Source organism: Marinobacter sp. M-5 (genome assembly GCF_032911545.1).
In the GTDB taxonomy this organism is placed as follows: domain Bacteria; phylum Pseudomonadota; class Gammaproteobacteria; order Pseudomonadales; family Oleiphilaceae; genus Marinobacter; species Marinobacter goseongensis.
This window is the reverse complement of record NZ_JAWJEK010000002.1, coordinates 81,479-96,349: the sequence shown is the minus strand read 5'-3', so window position 1 is coordinate 96,349 and position 14,871 is coordinate 81,479. Positions and strand designations below refer to the sequence as shown.

Sequence of the window (14,871 nt, the reverse complement as noted above, 5' to 3'; positions counted from 1 at the left end):
CCCCGGGATGCACGCTTGATTCAGCGAATGAACGGATTGAGCATGCGGGTGAACGTGCCGGTGAGTTTCACCGGGGCGCTCAGCACAGACAGGGTGATGCAGTCTTCGCAACCGACAGCGACTGGCTTGTGTTCGTCCTGATCGTTGAGAACCACGAAGTCCCACTGATTGAACACGCCCTTCTGATCCGCAAACGCTCCCTGCAGGACGATGGTGGTCTCTTCACCGCGGTGGGTGTGAGCCGGCGCCTTGCCGCCCGCGGCCAGTTTCTGCAGAACGACCTGCTCGCTCTGGCCCGGGAAGCGTTCAGAAATGTCGAGAACACTCACATCCCCCAGTTGCCGCTTCCACGGCAGGCTGTCCAGATCTTCGCCCAGCAGTTTCTGCAGCGGACTCATCCTGTGAACGTCCCGCCTCACGACGTCATTCTTCTCGACGTCGCTGTCGATGCGGGAAAGGATGCGGTCAAACATGCTTTCACTGACATCGGCTTTGGGCTGATGCTCCATCATTACCGCGCCCAGGCTGTCGAGCGTATCGACGCGGCTGCGGCAGTGCGGGCACTGGTCCAGATGGAGCCGGATGCAAAGAGCATGGGGCTCGGTCAGGTTGCCGGCGCTGTATTCCATCAGCGTCAGGCTATCAGGGTGGTGCCGTGTCATACGTTCTGATCCTGCAAAATCACTTTCAGTTTGTTCAGCGCCAGGCGCACCCGGCTTTTCACGGTGCCGAGGGGAATGTCGAGTTCGTCTGCCACCATCTGGTGCGACTTGTTCTCCATGTAGACCTTGGCGATAACCGTAATCTGCTCTTCGGGGAGATGGCTCAGCGACTCCCGAATCCGGCGTTCTGACATCAGACGGTGCAGCGAGGTGACGGGCTCGTCTTCATTATCGCCCGGAATCTGCCACAGGTCCTCGGTTTCGACCTGCATTTCGGCGCTGGTGCGCTTCATTTTGCGCAGCATATCGATTCGCTGGTTCCGCGCGATGGTGAAAATCCAGGTAGACGCCGCCGCTTTGCGCCAGTCATACAGGCAGGAACGTCTCCAGATTGATACAAAGACTTCCTGCACCAACTCTTCGGCGTGACTGGCCAGGCCGTTAGCCATGGCGTAGTACTTGATCTGCGGCCCAAAATGCTCAAACAGCGCATGGTACGCCTGGCGATCCTGGTTTTTACCCACTTTTTCCAGCATTTGGCTCCAAGGGTCCTTTCGTCCCTCGGCGCGGGCTGGTTTCTGCTCCAGTGTGGACACCGGACGCTCCTTGACTGTTGCATGATTTGAGCTTGTTCTAGTCATCATTCTATGCACTCGTCGCGGGTTTGTCAGTCACGGTATGTACGGGACACTGATCCGGATGGATCAACCGCAGCAGCAAAAAGCCGTTATCGGCAAACATTGCACGGGCGCCGGGTTTTGGGTGTCGGCAGGGTGATTGCGCAAGGCAATAAGCCGGACTAGTCTCAAGCATCAATAATAACCAGAGATCATCCCCGTCATGAACGCTCCCGGAGCTTCCGGCTCTCTGCCGGTCATTCGCGCCCATTACGCTGACATCCTGTGCCAGCTGGCCGGCGAACACGACGTTCTACGAGGGCCACTGCTGACGTCGGCGGGTATTCGTCCGTCCATGCTGAGCCATCCTGACAATCTGATCACGGTTGAGCAGTTTACGATGCTGTGCCGTGAGGCCCTGAGGCGCAGCGGTCATTCCGCATTGGGTCTGGAGTTTGGCCGCCGCCTCAAATTCACCACCCACGGTTCACTGTCGCAGGCCGCCATCAGTTGCGACACCCTGCAGCAGGCACTGTCGGTGCTGATCAAATACTTTCGCATACGTTTCGAGTACATGGAGCTGGATTTTTTCGTGGAAGGCGAGGATGCGGTGGTCCAGCTGAGCCTGGCTCACGAAGTTGAGGACCTTTACCGCTTTAACATCGAGGTGGTGATGGCGTCACTGATGGACGTCAACCAGTTGCTGTTCGGTGCCCGGCTGATCGAAAGCGGCGTATGCCGGCTGGATTACCCGGAGCCGGAACACGCACGGGATTACCTGGCCATTTTCGGTGATCGAGTCGATTTTGCCTGCGGCGTTAACCAGCTTCGTTTTCGCAAATCGTTTCTGGATCTGCCGATCTCGTTGTCCAATCCGGTTACCCGGCGTGTCGCCGAGGCGCAGTGCGAGGAGGAGTTGCGATCCATAGATGCGGCCACGTCGGTGACAGCGCGAGTGATGCGAGTGTTGGAGTCGGTGCGCGGTGGCAGCCTGCCGGGGCTGGAGGCGGTCGCCGATCAGCTGGGCGTGTCGCCGCGAACCCTTCGGCGGCAACTGAGCAGTGAAGGTGCCCGCTATCAGGTGCTGCTGGACCGGATCCGGCATAAACGAGCGCTGGAGCTATTGCGCCGTGGGCGACTGGGTATTGACGAAATCGCCGTCACGCTGGGATACAGCGACCCTTCCAATTTTGGCCGTGCTTTTCGCAAGTGGGAGGGCGTGGCGCCCACCGCATGGCGGGCACGGCACCTTCCGGGTCGCTGACAGGCCTCACTCTTCCAGGTAGGTGTAGCCTTCGAGGCCGTTCCTCAGTTCGCCAAGCAGCTGTTCCTGCTCCTCTGTCCCGAGTTCACTGGCCTCGAACTGGTGCTGATAGGACTGCAGCAGCGCCGCCGGCTCGAAATTCACATAGCGCAGTACCTTGGCCACGGTATCGCCGTGGATGGCATCGCTGACGGTGTAATGCCCGGCGTCGGTAAGATGTACGTCTACCGAATGGGTGTCACCGAACAGGTTGTGCATATCGCCCAAAATCTCCTGATAGGCACCGGTCATGAAGAATCCCATTAGCAGCGGGTCACCGGCCTTTTCTTCCGGCAGCGGCAGAGTCGTTTCGATGCCCTGACCATCGACGTAGCGATCGATGCGGCCGTCGGAATCGCAGGTAATGTCCTGAATCACCGCCCGCCGGCACAGGGGGCGGTCCAGCCCGTTGATGGGCATGACCGGAAAGATCTGATCAATACCCCAGACATCGGGCAGTGACTGAAACAGCGAGAAATTGACGAACAGCTTCTCCGCCAGCTTTTCATTCAGCTCGTCGATGATTTCCCTGTGTGCGCGGTTGCTGCTGTCCAGTCTCGATCGCAGAATGCGGCAGCAGTTGGTGTATAGGGTTTCAGCGCTGGCTCTCTCGGTCAGCGCCAGCAGGCCATGGGCGAACTGGGCATGCACGTCGGTCATGGCGTGCATCACGTCGTGATAGATTTCGGCCAGCGAGCGCGGTGATTGCTCGTCCTGAAGACTCTCCAGGTCCCGCCACAAATCCAGCAAGGGCGCGCTGGCGTCGGCAGTCGGTGGCATCGGTTCGCGGTGGTCGGGCACTTCGCGGTCAATCACGTTGGTGACCAGCACCGAGTGGTGCGCGGTCAGTGCGCGCCCGGATTCGCTGATCAGATCCGGATGGGGGATGCCGGCACGGTCGCACTCCGATTGCAGCACGTGAACGACGTTGTAGGCGTATTCGTAAACGCTGTAGTTCATCGAACAGCTGCTGCGGGAGCGTGTGCCCTCGTAATCAACTCCCAGCCCGCCGCCGATATCCACCGTGCCAACGGGCGCCCCGAGCTGACGCAGTTCGCTGTAGAAGCGTGCGCACTCCCGCAGACCGGTCTGGATATCGCGAATGTTGGCGATCTGTGAGCCCAGATGGAAATGCAGTAGCTGCAGGGCGTCCAGTGCATTAGCCTCGCGCAGGGTGCTGACCACGTCCAGTACCTGGCTGGCCGACAACCCGAATTTGGACTTCTCGCCGCCGGTATTCTGCCAGTTGCCCTTGCCGATGGTGGCGAGCCGGGCGCGCACGCCGATGAGTGGGGAGATACCGAGATTGCGGGCTTCGTCCAGAATCAGCGGCAGCTCAGACTGTTTTTCCACCACGATGAACACCCGGTGTCCCAGCTTCTGTCCGATCAGCGCCAGGCGGATGTACTCGCGGTCCTTGTAGCCGTTGCACACGATAACCGAACCGGGCTGGCGTGACATCGCCAGTACCGCCATCAGCTCCGGTTTGCTGCCGGCCTCAAGGCCGATCTGGTGATTGCTGGCTGCCGGTTCGGCCCGCAGCAACTCTTCCACTACGCGCCGCTGCTGATTGACCTTGATGGGATAGACCGCCGTGTAGCGGCCCTGGTAACCGTGTTCGTCCGCTACCCTGTTGAACGCGCCGCAGAGTTTGTTGACCCGATCGTGAAGGATATCCGTGAAACGGATCAGCACCGGTAGCTGGATGCCACGGGAGGTGAGCGAACGGGTCAGCTCCGGCAGATTGATGGTGCCGCTGTCGCTGCGGTGACCCCGCTCAGGCCGGATCAGCACTTCGCCCTGCTCGTTCACGTCGATATAGCCATCACTCCATTGGGCGATGTTGTACACCTTGTGGGCGGCGCTTCCGGTGGTTCGGGTCATCGTGGGCTTCCTGTGCTGAATCCGGGCCGGGTGAATGCCGGCGTATGGGCGCCATTGTATGGATTCCGCGGGTTCGCTAAAAGAACCCTGTACGGAAAATACGTGGATAGCGGTGCGCTATAGTGCTTTAGCTGACGGCCCTGCGCCCCTACAATACCGGCAAAACCTATCTGGCTCGCGTGAGCGTTATCTGCTTTGACGAAAGGGAGACATACCATGACAGCATTGAACGACGGCTGGTTTACCGAGGTATTCCAGGACCAGGGAACGGCGTTTTCCCTGCAGGTAAAACGGAAGCTGCACGAGGAGCAGAGCGAATTCCAGAAGCTGGAAATCTACGAGACCGAGACCTTCGGTAATCTCATGGTTCTGGACGGTTGCGTGATGCTGACCACCCGGGACAATTTTCTTTACCATGAAATGATGACCCATCCCGCACTGTTTACCCACCGCGACCCGAAGAAGGTCGTGATTGTCGGTGGCGGTGACTGCGGCACGCTCCGGGAAGTGCTGAAGCACCCCGGCGTTGAAGAGGCGTGGCAGGTGGAGATCGACGAGCGGGTGACCCGCCTGTCGGAAAAGTATTTTCCCGAGCTGTGTGACGCCAATGACGATCCCCGCGCCAACTTCTTCTTTGGCGATGGCATACAGTGGATGCGCGACGTAGAGCCGGCCAGCATCGATGTCATCATCATAGACAGCACCGACCCGGTTGGCCCCGCCGAGGGGCTGTTCGCGCTGGACTTCTACCGCGACGCCCTGCTGGCACTGCGGGATGGCGGACTGATCGTCCAGCAGAGCGAGTCCCCGCTGTTGCACACTGACACCATCATCAAAGGCATCCACGAGGATATGCGCAAGGCCGGATTCGACCACGTGCAGACCTTGCCTTTTCCGCAGCCGGTGTATCCGACCGGCTGGTGGAGCTGCACCATGGCCGGTAAAGACAAGCCGGTGCAGTATTTCCGCGAGGAAGACGCCGAGCAGCGACCGTTTGTGACCCGCTATTACAACGCCGGAACCCACCGCGGCGCGCTCGCGATGCCTCAGTTCATGGTGGATGCGCTGGAAGATCGGGTGATTCCCGGCGAGGCCTGAAGGAACGGGCAAAACAAAAAAAAGGGGCGCTCTTGCGAGCGCCCCTTTTCGTTTTGCTGTCGTCAGATTACTTGCTGCTGACGAACTCCGGATAGGCTTCCATGCCACATTCGGACAGATCCACACCTTCGTACTCTTCCTCTTCGGTGACGCGGATGCCGATGACCGCCTTGAGTATACCCCAGACAATCAGGCTGGTGACGAACACCCAAACAAAGATGGTGAGCGCGCCCACGATCTGGCCGAAGAAGGTCGAGTCACCGTTGGTGATCGGCACCAGCAGCAGACCCAGCAGACCACACACACCGTGGACCGAGATGGCGCCGACCGGATCGTCGATGCGCAGCTTGTCCATGGTGACGATGCTCAGGACCACCAGAATGCCACCCAGGGCGCCGAACAGAGTTGCTGTAAGGGCGGTCGGGGTGGAAGGCTCTGCGGTGATGGTCACCAGGCCAGCCAGCGCACCGTTGAGCAGCATGGTCAGGTCAGCCTTGCCGAACATCAGACGTGCCATGATCAGCGCGGCGATACCACCACCGGCAGCGGCTGCGTTGGTGTTCAGGAACACCATGGCAACAGAGTGAGCACTTGCCACGTCACCCAGTTTCAGTACCGAGCCACCGTTAAAGCCGAACCAGCCCATCCACAGGATGAAGGTACCCAGTGTCGCCAGCGGCAGGTTGGCACCCGGGAAGGCGCGGATTTCACCGTTCGGGCCGTACTTGCCTTTACGGGCACCCAGCAGGATCACACCCGCCAGAGCCGCAGCGGCACCTGCCATGTGAACGATGCCGGAACCGGCGAAGTCACTGAAGCCAAGGTCACCGAGCGTGTACATGCCGAACACGGAAGCTCCGCCCCAGGTCCAGGCACCTTCCATCGGGTAGATGAAGCCAGTCATTACGACCGCAAACACCAGGAACGCCCACAACTTCATGCGCTCAGCAACCGCACCAGACACGATGGACATGGCCGTGGCCACAAACACCACCTGGAAGAAGAAGTCAGACGCGCCAGAGTAGATGGAACCACCCTCGAAGCCGCCGTCACGGCTCGCGAAATCGCCCATCACACCGCCGACGTCCACGTCGCCCATGCCGGACAGGAAGATGTTGCCCCCGTACATGATTGCGTAGCCGCAGACCAGGTACATGGTGCAGGACACCGCGAACAGTGCCACGTTCTTGGTGAGAATTTCAGTGGTGTTCTTGGCACGAACCAGGCCGGATTCCAGCATGGCGAAGCCAGCTGCCATCCACATGACTAATGCACCACACACCAGAAAATAAAAGGTATCTATAGCGTACTGCAAGTGAAAGATATTGCTTTCCATATGAAGCCCTCCGCACGAGGCTTTTCAGGTTATAAGTTTTTTGCGTTGGCTATTGGGAATTCAGACGGTCGTCAGACCGCTTCCTCGCCGGTTTCACCGGTCCGGATACGAATTGCCTGTTCGAGTTCGGTCACGAAGATTTTGCCGTCACCGATCTTGCCCGTGTTGGCTGCCTTGGTGATGGACTCGATAACCTGGTCCAGCAGGTTGTCGCCAATGGCAACCTCTACTTTGACCTTGGGCAGGAAGTCCACCACGTATTCCGCGCCACGATAGAGCTCTGTGTGGCCCTTTTGCCGTCCGAAGCCTTTCACTTCAGTGACGGTTACGCCTTGCACGCCAATCTCGGATAGTGCCTCACGGACATCATCCAATTTGAAAGGCTTGATGATCGCTGTCACAAGTTTCATTGCTTTCTCCTTGGTAAAGCCGTCCCAACATTGAGGGCCCATTGGCCGTTTGTGTTGAGGTCGGGATGCTGCCACCTCGCACACCAATTGTGCGGATTGCGTACTAGGCTTATAGCATCGGGTGTGCCAACGCAAAAAATGTGTTTAAAACCAGTTGCTTGAGAAACTGCCGCTCCAGTTTGGAACATTATGCTGCACCAAAACAGAGCAACGGTGTGTGCAGCGAGCCAAATTGGCGCACTGCGGCAACCGTTTCGCCCCGCCATTATACTGCGGACGGCCTACAGTATGGCAGGGCCTGCGATGTGATACACTTCCGCGAGTCCGTTCCGGGCGGCTGAGTCGCGGTCGCGACCGGGAATTGTCGATGCCAGAGAGGTGATTTCGTGAAAGGACCGCAAGATTTTCTGACCCAGCTGCAGGGGCAGTTTGGCCAGTTTGTACCCGACATGGCCCGTGCGGCCCGGGAAGACTTTGAAACCCAGGCGAGGGCCACCGTGATGTCGGTGCTGTCCCGGCTGGAACTGGTAACCCGGGATGAGTTTGATGCGCAGCAGGCTGTGTTGATGAAGACCCGGGAGAAAGTCGATGCGCTGGAAAAGCGCGTGGCTGAACTGGAGAAACGCCTGCCACCCGCCTGAGCAGGTTGCCGCTTGTAAAAAACTGACCATGGAAGGTCGTCATGTTAGCTATAGTCCATTCCCGCGCCAGCATTGGCGTGTCTGCACCGACCGTTACGGTTGAAGTGCATCTGTCCGGTGGTCTGCCGGCTCTGTCCATCGTCGGGCTCCCGGAAACCGGCGTGCGCGAAAGCAAAGAGCGGGTGCGCAGTGCCCTGCTGAATGCCGGTTTCGAATTCCCTGCCCGTCGCATCACCATCAATCTGGCGCCTGCAGACCTGCCGAAAGAGGGCGGTCGCTTTGACCTGCCGATCGCGCTGGGTATTCTCGCCGCGTCCGGACAGATACCTCGAGAAAGCCTGGTCGATGTGGAGTTTCTGGGCGAACTGTCCCTGGATGGCGCATTGCGCCCACTCAAAGGTGTGCTGCCTGCTGTGCTGGCTGCCCGTGCTGAGGGCCGCCGCCTGCTGGTGCCGCAGGCGAATGCAGCGGAGGCGGCCCTGGCAAGTGAGGACGATGTATTGGCGGCAGCCCACATACTGACCGTGTGCGAGCATCTGTGTGGCCGCGCCAGGCTGGTGCCGGTGCCGGCCGAGGAGTTGGGCCGGAATGACCAGGCAGGCCCCGATCTGGCCGATGTCCGCGGGCAGAGCGTGCCTCGCCGAGCGCTCGAGGTGGCCGCCGCGGGTGCCCACAACCTGCTTTTTTTTGGCCCGCCAGGGACCGGGAAAAGTATGTTGGCCAGTCGCTTGCCGGGCATTCTGCCGCCGTTAACCACAGACGCTGCGTTGGAAGTGGCCAGCGTGCACTCCGTGGCGGGGCTAGCGGACCGGAACGGCGGTTGGCGTCAGCCGCCGTTCCGGTCGCCGCATCACACAGCTTCGGCGGTGGCCATGGTGGGTGGCGGCAGCAGTCCGCGACCGGGGGAAATCTCACTCGCCCATCGCGGCGTACTGTTTCTGGACGAATTACCGGAGTTTGAACGTCGGGTCCTGGAAGTGCTGCGTGAGCCCATGGAGAGTGGCGAAATTGCGATCAGCCGTGCGGCCCGCCAGGTAACCTTTCCGGCGCGATTCCAGGTGGTGGGGGCGATGAATCCGTGCCCCTGCGGCTACAACGGCCACCCCACCATAGAGTGCCAGTGCACACCCCAGCAGGTAATGCGGTATCGCGGCAAGGTATCCGGCCCCCTGCTGGATCGGTTTGACCTCCATGTGGAGGTTCCGGTGCAGGGCAGTGAGGTGTTGATGCAGCGCCAGCAGGATGGTGAATCCAGTGCCTTGGTTCGTGCCCGTGTGGCGGAAGCCCGGGATCGTCAGCTCCGGCGCGGTGCGGTCAACGCGTCCCTGGCCGGGGCCGCGCTGCACACCCATTGTCGCCTGGACCGTCAGGGCGAGACCTTGCTGTCCGGCGCCCTGGAGAAACTGGGGCTGTCGGCGCGGGCACTGCACCGGATTTTGCGGGTAGCACGAACGCTTGCGGATCTTGACGGTTGCGAGCGCATTGCCAGTGGCCACCTGGTCGAGGCACTGGGGTATCGGAAGCTGGACCGGCAGCAGTCCCGCAGCTCTTTGGTATCAACCTGAAACCGCTCTCTCTGGTAAACTGTCGGTTACTATTTCCAGAACTTGAATCCGCTGCCCGCGGTTGAGGAAGACCGATGACCGATGAGAAAGATCTGTCCAACGAATCACCCGTCACAACCCGCCGGGGAATTCGCAGCTTTGTACTGCGTCAGGGACGCATGACGGAGGGCCAGAAAAAAGCCTACGAGCGCAGCTGGCCGGTGTATGGTCTCACCCGGGAGCAGGGCATGATCGACCCCCGCGAGGTGTTCGGCCGCGATGCCATGCTCAATCTGGAGATCGGCTTCGGTATGGGCAAGTCGCTGGCGGATATGGCGGAAGCCGCCCCTGAGCAGGACTTCGTTGGTGTGGAGGTGCATCTGCCCGGCGTCGGCGCCCTGTTAAAAGAGGTGGAAGACCGCAAGCTGGAGAATGTGCGGGTGTACGCCATTGACGCCAATGATGTGATTGATCTGTGCCTGCCGGATGCCTGCCTCGACCGGGTGATGGTATTTTTCCCGGACCCCTGGCACAAGAAGCGTCACAACAAGCGGCGGCTGGTTCAGCCCGAGTTTGTTCAGCGCATTCGTCACAAGTTGAGGGTCGGTGGGGTATTACACCTGGCGACAGACTGGGAAAACTACTCCGAACACATGATGGAGGTGATGAGTGGGTCGGAGGGCTTCGCGAACACCCAGGAGCCCGGCCAGTTCTCACCGCGCCCGGACGATCGCCCCATCACCAAATTCGAGAAGCGCGGGGAGCGCCTCGGCCACGGAGTATGGGATCTGCTCTTCCACCGCACCAACTGAACGGCCGTGGTCGGGCGTTATCCGTGAGCCAGCGGGTGACGCCTTGCGGCCCGGATGATTACAAGCCCCGCGATTCCCAGCAATAAACCGGTGAACTTGACCAGCGCGCAGAGCGTGGCCGACAGGCTCAGGCTGTCTGTGGGCGGGTTGAGGTTGTTCAGCAGCAGGATGTTTTCCGCCACGTCGCTGATGCCGGCACTCACGAACAGAGCTCGCACCCAGCGCGCCACGTTGCGTTCACGCACCCCGGGACGATCCTGCGTCAGCTGGTTGGTCAGCATCAGCAAGGTGAACACGTAAGCCGGCACCAGCAGGAAATCGAGCCAGAGCGAAACCTGGGCCCAGACCATGGCGTCGCCGCGCCAGCTCCTGAGGATGGCCATGGACTGATCGGCGGTAGCCGCCAGTTGATAGCTCACGATGCCTTGGGGCGCTGAGCTGGTCTGAAGTGGCTGGTTGATTACCAGCAGGGCTGCCAGCATCAGGGTCGTCACGATCACGCCGAGCTTCAGTCGGCCCGGCAGGGATCGGATGATGTTCACAATGTCCATTACAGAAAACGCTCCAACAGGCTGTTGAGATACCTCTGGCCCAGATCTGTTGTTTTGATTCGGTCAGGGTCTAACAGATGTTCCTTCCTTAACTGTTTAAGTTTTACCGCAACTGTGCTCAGGGGTAAACCGGTTCTTGTTCGGAACAGGGATTCTTCAACGCCGTCGGTCAACCGCAGAGCGTTCATCAGGAATTCCAGCGGCAACTCATCTTGCTCGATCACTTCTGATCCCGCTGTGCGGCTGCCAATGCGGTTCAGGTACGCCGTCGGCTGCCGCGTTTTCCAGTAGCGTGTGATCGAGTCGGGTCGGGTGATCTTGCCGTGGGCGCCGGCACCCAGCGCCAGGTAATCGCCGAAAGTCCAGTAGTTCAGATTGTGGCGTGAGGCCATGCCGGGGCGAGACCAGGCGGACACTTCGTAATCGTGAAAGCCGTGGGCCCGCAGGCAGTCTCCCCCCCGCTGGTAGATCTCCCAGAGGCGGTCATCATCGGGCAAGGGCGGCGGGCGGCTGTAGAATTCCGTGTTGGGCTCCAGGGTCAGCTGGTACCAGGAAAGGTGGGGTGGCTGCCATGCCAGCGCCGTTTCCAGATCCGCCACGGCGTTTTCCGGGGTCTGCCCCGGGAGGCCGTGCATCAGATCCAGGTTGAAATTGTCGAACCCGGCAACCCTGGCGGCCTCAATGGCCTGATGGGCAGCCCGGTCATCGTGAATCCGGCCCAGTGCTTTCAGGTGGTCCGCATTGAAACTCTGGATGCCCAGTGACAGACGGTTGATGCCGGCGCCGCGAAAAGCCTCAAAGCGGCCCTGTTCCAGGGTGCCCGGATTGGCTTCCAGGGTGATTTCCGCGTCCGGGGCAAAATCCAGCCGCTGGCGGAGGGCCCTGAACAGTTCACGATAAAACGGTGCGGACATCAGTGAGGGCGTGCCGCCGCCAATGAAAACCGTCTGAATGGCGCGGTCCTGAACCAGCGCAAGGTCCTGGTCCAGATCCTCGATAAGGGCACGGAGGTAGGGCGTTTCGGGGATATCGCCGGCCAGGGCGTGGGAATTGAAATCGCAGTAGGGGCACTTGCGGACACACCAGGGCATGTGCAGGTAGAGGCTCAGCGGGGGTAGCTGTGCCACGTCCGCCCGTGGTGTGTCGGTCACGCTGAGCTGGCTCCCTGCTCAAGCTGGGTCAGTAACTGGGCGAGAGCGCGGCCGCGATGACTGATCCGGCCTTTCTGTTCCCGCGTCAGTTCCGCCGCACTGGTTCCGGTTTCCGGTACCAGGAATACCGGGTCATAGCCGAAACCACCGTCGCCTTGAGTTGCGCTGAGAATGCGCCCCGGCCAGCGCCCGTGGCAGATCACCGGGGTGGGGTCGTCGGCGTGACGCAAGTACACCAGCACACAGTGGAACTGCGCGCCGCGGTCAGCCTCCGGCACACCGTTGATGGCTGCGAGCAGCGCGTCGATATTGTCACGGTCACTGGCCTGTTCGCCGGCATAGCGCGCCGAGCGGACGCCGGGGGCGCCACCGAGGGCGTCTACCGCGAGCCCGGAGTCGTCGGCAAGGGCTGGCAGGCCGGTGATGCGGGACGCATGCCGGGCTTTGAGAATGGCGTTCTCCACGAAAGTGACGGCGGGCTCCTCCGCCTCACTGACTCCCAGCTCGCCCTGGGCTACCGGTTGCAGTCCCAACGGACTCAGAAGATCGGTCAGTTCCGCGATCTTGCCTTTGTTGTTGCTGGCAATCACCAGCTTGCGATGAGTGTCTGTCATCAGTCGTTGAACAGTGTGTGGGCGAACCGGATTGGCAGGTCCTTGCCACCGCCGGTGGGGCGCGCGGTGATCTGGAACGTCATCAGCTCCGCGGAGCGATACTGGTATTCCGCGATGAAGTAGACCGCGTCGCCTTCCTGAATACGCCGAAAAGGCAGAAACCGTGTTTGCTGGATATCATTGAGTACCTTGCCTTCCACCTGGCCCGATACCGGCTCCAGGCCGCCGTCTTCGCCCTCGCGCATGATGGCGATATTGACGATGCCGATGCCCTTGCTGCGGTTGAGGTCGTTGGCCTGAGCAACCTCGGCGCTGAGAAAGGTGCTGGGGAACACGCTGTAGTGCACCTGATAGTCACCGAAGTTCTTGGAGCCGGCGTGGGCAGGGGTGCTGAAGGTAAACAGGCAGATCAGCGCGATGCCCAGCCAATGTTTGAGATTGCTCATCATGGTGTCTCCCGGGTTATACGGTAAATGGCGATTTCCCCCAGCATGTTGGGCCACAACCGGGCAAGCCAGCTGTTCTGGTGCTGCCCGTCGACCACCCGCCGGCTCTTGATGCGAATGTTCTTCTGCCGGCACAGGGCTTCGAAATCCTTGAAAGTGCACAGGCGGATGTTGGGGGTGTTATACCACTTATACGGCAGCGCGTCGGATTCGGGCATACGCCCTTTAAACGTCAGTCCCCAGCGCAGCCGCCAGTGGGCAAAATTGGGGAACGTGACGATACCTTCACGACCGACCCGCAGCATTTCATCCAGCACCATATCCGGGCGGCGAACGGCCTGCAGTGCCTGGGTCATCAGCACGATGTCGAAAGTCTGGTCCTCGAAATTGCCCAGCCCCTGGGTATCCAGGTTCTGTTCGATCACCGCAACGCCACGCCCCATGCAGGTGGTGATGTGATCCGGATTGATCTCCAGCCCAAATCCGGTGGCGCCCCGTTCGCGCTGGAGGAAGTCCAGCAGGGTGCCGTCACCGCAACCGAGATCAAGTACCCGGTGGCCGGGCTGAACCCACTGTTGAATAATTTCCAGATCCAGTCTCATGCGCCCACCTCTCTGGCGACACGGTCCATGTAGGCGGTGAAGATGTCGGTGTAGCGGGGGGTGGGTATCAGAAACGCATCGTGGCCCCAGGGGGCGTCGATTTCCGCGTAACTGACCCGTTTACGGGCAGCAATCATGGCGTTGACCATTTCTTCCGAGCGCGCCGGGGTGAAGCGCCAGTCGGTGCTGAACGACAACACCAGGTATTCGCAGCGGGCCGCCGCCAGCGCTTTCGACAGATCGCCGCCGAACTCATAGGCCGGGTCAAAATAATCCAGTGCCCGCGTCATCAGCAGGTAGGTGTTGGCGTCAAACACTTCGGAAAAGCGTTCGCCCTGATAGCGCAGGTAACTTTCCACCTGGAATTCTGCGTCATAGCCGAACTTGTAGGCCTGGTCCCGCAATTCGCGACCGAACTTTTCGCCCATGGAGGCATCGGACAGGTAGGTAATGTGGCCCACCATTCGTGCCAGCATCAGGCCGCGGCGCGGCAGTGCCTCGAAGTCCTGGTAGCGGCCGTCGTGAAATTCACGATCCGAAGTGATCGCCTGACGCGCCACCTCGTTGAAGGCGATGTTCTGGGCCGTCAGGCGTGGGGTGGACGCGATCACCACTGCATGGCGGAGACGGTCCGGGTAATCCAGGCTCCACTGCAGCGCCTGCATGCCGCCCAGGGAGCCGCCCACGACCGCGGCCCAGCACGCGATGCCGAGTCGGTCCGCCAGCAGCGCCTGGCTTTGCACCCAGTCACTGACCGTGATCACCGGAAACTCCGGGCCGTAGGGCTGTGCAGTGGCCGGGTTGATGCTGCTGGGGCCGGTGCTGCCGTGGCAGCCACCCAGATTGTTCAGGCTGACCACGAAAAACCGGTTGGTATCGATGGGCTTGCCGGGGCCAATGCAGCTGTCCCACCAGCCTGGCTTGCGCTCGTCCATGGTGTGGTAGCCGGCGGCATGGTGGTTACCGCTGAGCGCGTGACAGATCAATACAGCGTTGCTGGCGTCGGCGTTCAGTTCACCGTAGGTTTCGATCACCAGATCGTAGCTTTCCAGCGTTTGCCCACACGCCAGAGTGATCGGCGCGTCAAAGTGTAGGGTCTGCGGGGTGACTATCCCGACAGAATCCGTTGGCAGGGAATCGGGCATCGGCGCGACAGGTTCCTGGTTCAGTCAGTGGAAGTCCGGAGCAACACAGGGAGAG

16 protein-coding genes are annotated in these 14,871 nt (G+C 60.5%); 5 read left to right on the top strand and 11 right to left on the bottom strand.

The annotated features are described in order from the left end of the window. Nucleotides 1-20: 20 nt before the first annotated feature. Both R0125_RS09795 and R0125_RS09790 read right to left on the bottom strand, forming a co-directional pair. Complete coding sequence (locus tag R0125_RS09795) at nt 21-662, bottom strand: ChrR family anti-sigma-E factor (protein WP_317238027.1); 642 nt, start codon at nt 660-662, stop codon at nt 21-23. Next, on the bottom strand, nt 659-1,258 hold the full coding sequence (locus R0125_RS09790) for a sigma-70 family RNA polymerase sigma factor (RefSeq protein WP_248185054.1): 600 nt from the start codon (nt 1,256-1,258) through the stop codon (nt 659-661). Before R0125_RS09790 ends, R0125_RS09795 begins: the two co-directional genes overlap by 4 nt. 244 nt (nt 1,259-1,502) lie before the next feature. Between R0125_RS09790 and R0125_RS09785 the strand changes: the two genes are divergently transcribed. Next, a complete protein-coding gene (locus tag R0125_RS09785) occupies nt 1,503-2,543 on the top strand; it encodes an AraC family transcriptional regulator (RefSeq protein WP_317238026.1) in 1,041 nt (346 codons plus the stop codon). 6 nt (nt 2,544-2,549) lie between these two features. Here the strand turns inward: R0125_RS09785 and speA are convergent, their stop codons facing one another. After that, nucleotides 2,550-4,466 (bottom strand): biosynthetic arginine decarboxylase, encoded by a 1,917-nt coding sequence (gene speA / locus R0125_RS09780; protein ID WP_317238025.1) that lies wholly within the window; start codon nt 4,464-4,466, stop codon nt 2,550-2,552. A gap of 216 nt (nt 4,467-4,682) precedes the next feature. On the opposite strand from speA, the gene speE reads away from it, so the two are divergent. Further along, nucleotides 4,683-5,564 (top strand): polyamine aminopropyltransferase, encoded by an 882-nt coding sequence (gene speE, locus R0125_RS09775; protein WP_317238024.1) that lies wholly within the window; start codon nt 4,683-4,685, stop codon nt 5,562-5,564. A gap of 67 nt (nt 5,565-5,631) precedes the next feature. Here the strand turns inward: speE and R0125_RS09770 are convergent, their stop codons facing one another. Continuing rightward, complete coding sequence (locus R0125_RS09770) at nt 5,632-6,900, bottom strand: ammonium transporter (RefSeq protein ID WP_248185047.1); 1,269 nt, start codon at nt 6,898-6,900, stop codon at nt 5,632-5,634. Nucleotides 6,901-6,971: 71 nt separating this feature from the next. Next, on the bottom strand, nt 6,972-7,310 hold the full coding sequence (gene glnK, locus R0125_RS09765; protein ID WP_004578958.1) for a P-II family nitrogen regulator: 339 nt from the start codon (nt 7,308-7,310) through the stop codon (nt 6,972-6,974). Nucleotides 7,311-7,696: 386 nt separating this feature from the next. On the opposite strand from glnK, the gene R0125_RS09760 reads away from it, so the two are divergent. The 3 genes from R0125_RS09760 to trmB all read left to right on the top strand — a co-directional run bounded on the left by R0125_RS09760 (nt 7,697) and on the right by trmB (nt 10,307). Next, nucleotides 7,697-7,951 (top strand): accessory factor UbiK family protein, encoded by a 255-nt coding sequence (locus tag R0125_RS09760; protein ID WP_248185045.1) that lies wholly within the window; start codon nt 7,697-7,699, stop codon nt 7,949-7,951. 41 nt (nt 7,952-7,992) lie between these two features. Next, nucleotides 7,993-9,516: a YifB family Mg chelatase-like AAA ATPase gene (locus R0125_RS09755; protein WP_317238023.1), complete on the top strand. Its 1,524-nt coding sequence runs from the start codon at nt 7,993-7,995 to the stop codon at nt 9,514-9,516. A 74-nt stretch (nt 9,517-9,590) separates the two neighbouring features. Next, the gene (gene trmB, locus R0125_RS09750; RefSeq protein ID WP_317238022.1) at nt 9,591-10,307 is read left to right on the top strand and encodes a tRNA (guanosine(46)-N7)-methyltransferase TrmB; all 717 of its coding nucleotides are present in this window, start codon (nt 9,591-9,593) and stop codon (nt 10,305-10,307) included. Between the two features lie 17 nt (nt 10,308-10,324). Here the strand turns inward: trmB and R0125_RS09745 are convergent, their stop codons facing one another. The 6 genes from R0125_RS09745 to R0125_RS09720 form a co-directional block, all read right to left on the bottom strand. Next, nucleotides 10,325-10,789, bottom strand: coding sequence for a hypothetical protein (locus R0125_RS09745; RefSeq protein WP_410797646.1), 465 nt, complete (start codon nt 10,787-10,789; stop codon nt 10,325-10,327). 68 nt (nt 10,790-10,857) lie between these two features. Then, complete coding sequence (hemW, locus tag R0125_RS09740) at nt 10,858-12,009, bottom strand: radical SAM family heme chaperone HemW (protein WP_317238021.1); 1,152 nt, start codon at nt 12,007-12,009, stop codon at nt 10,858-10,860. Beyond that, nucleotides 12,006-12,623 carry an RdgB/HAM1 family non-canonical purine NTP pyrophosphatase gene (gene rdgB / locus R0125_RS09735; protein WP_317238020.1) on the bottom strand — a complete coding sequence of 206 codons (618 nt, stop codon included), beginning with the start codon at nt 12,621-12,623 and terminating at the stop codon, nt 12,006-12,008. The genes hemW and rdgB overlap by 4 nt, the downstream gene beginning before the upstream one ends. Further along, complete coding sequence (locus R0125_RS09730) at nt 12,623-13,072, bottom strand: DUF4426 domain-containing protein (protein WP_410797603.1); 450 nt, start codon at nt 13,070-13,072, stop codon at nt 12,623-12,625. Before R0125_RS09730 ends, rdgB begins: the two co-directional genes overlap by 1 nt. Further along, nucleotides 13,069-13,671, bottom strand: a complete 603-nt coding sequence (metW, locus tag R0125_RS09725) for a methionine biosynthesis protein MetW (protein ID WP_248185036.1) — start codon at nt 13,669-13,671, stop codon at nt 13,069-13,071. The genes R0125_RS09730 and metW overlap by 4 nt, the downstream gene beginning before the upstream one ends. Next, the gene (locus R0125_RS09720) at nt 13,668-14,816 is read right to left on the bottom strand and encodes a homoserine O-succinyltransferase MetX (protein WP_248185034.1); all 1,149 of its coding nucleotides are present in this window, start codon (nt 14,814-14,816) and stop codon (nt 13,668-13,670) included. The genes metW and R0125_RS09720 overlap by 4 nt, the downstream gene beginning before the upstream one ends. Between the last annotated feature and the right edge of the window lie 55 nt (nt 14,817-14,871).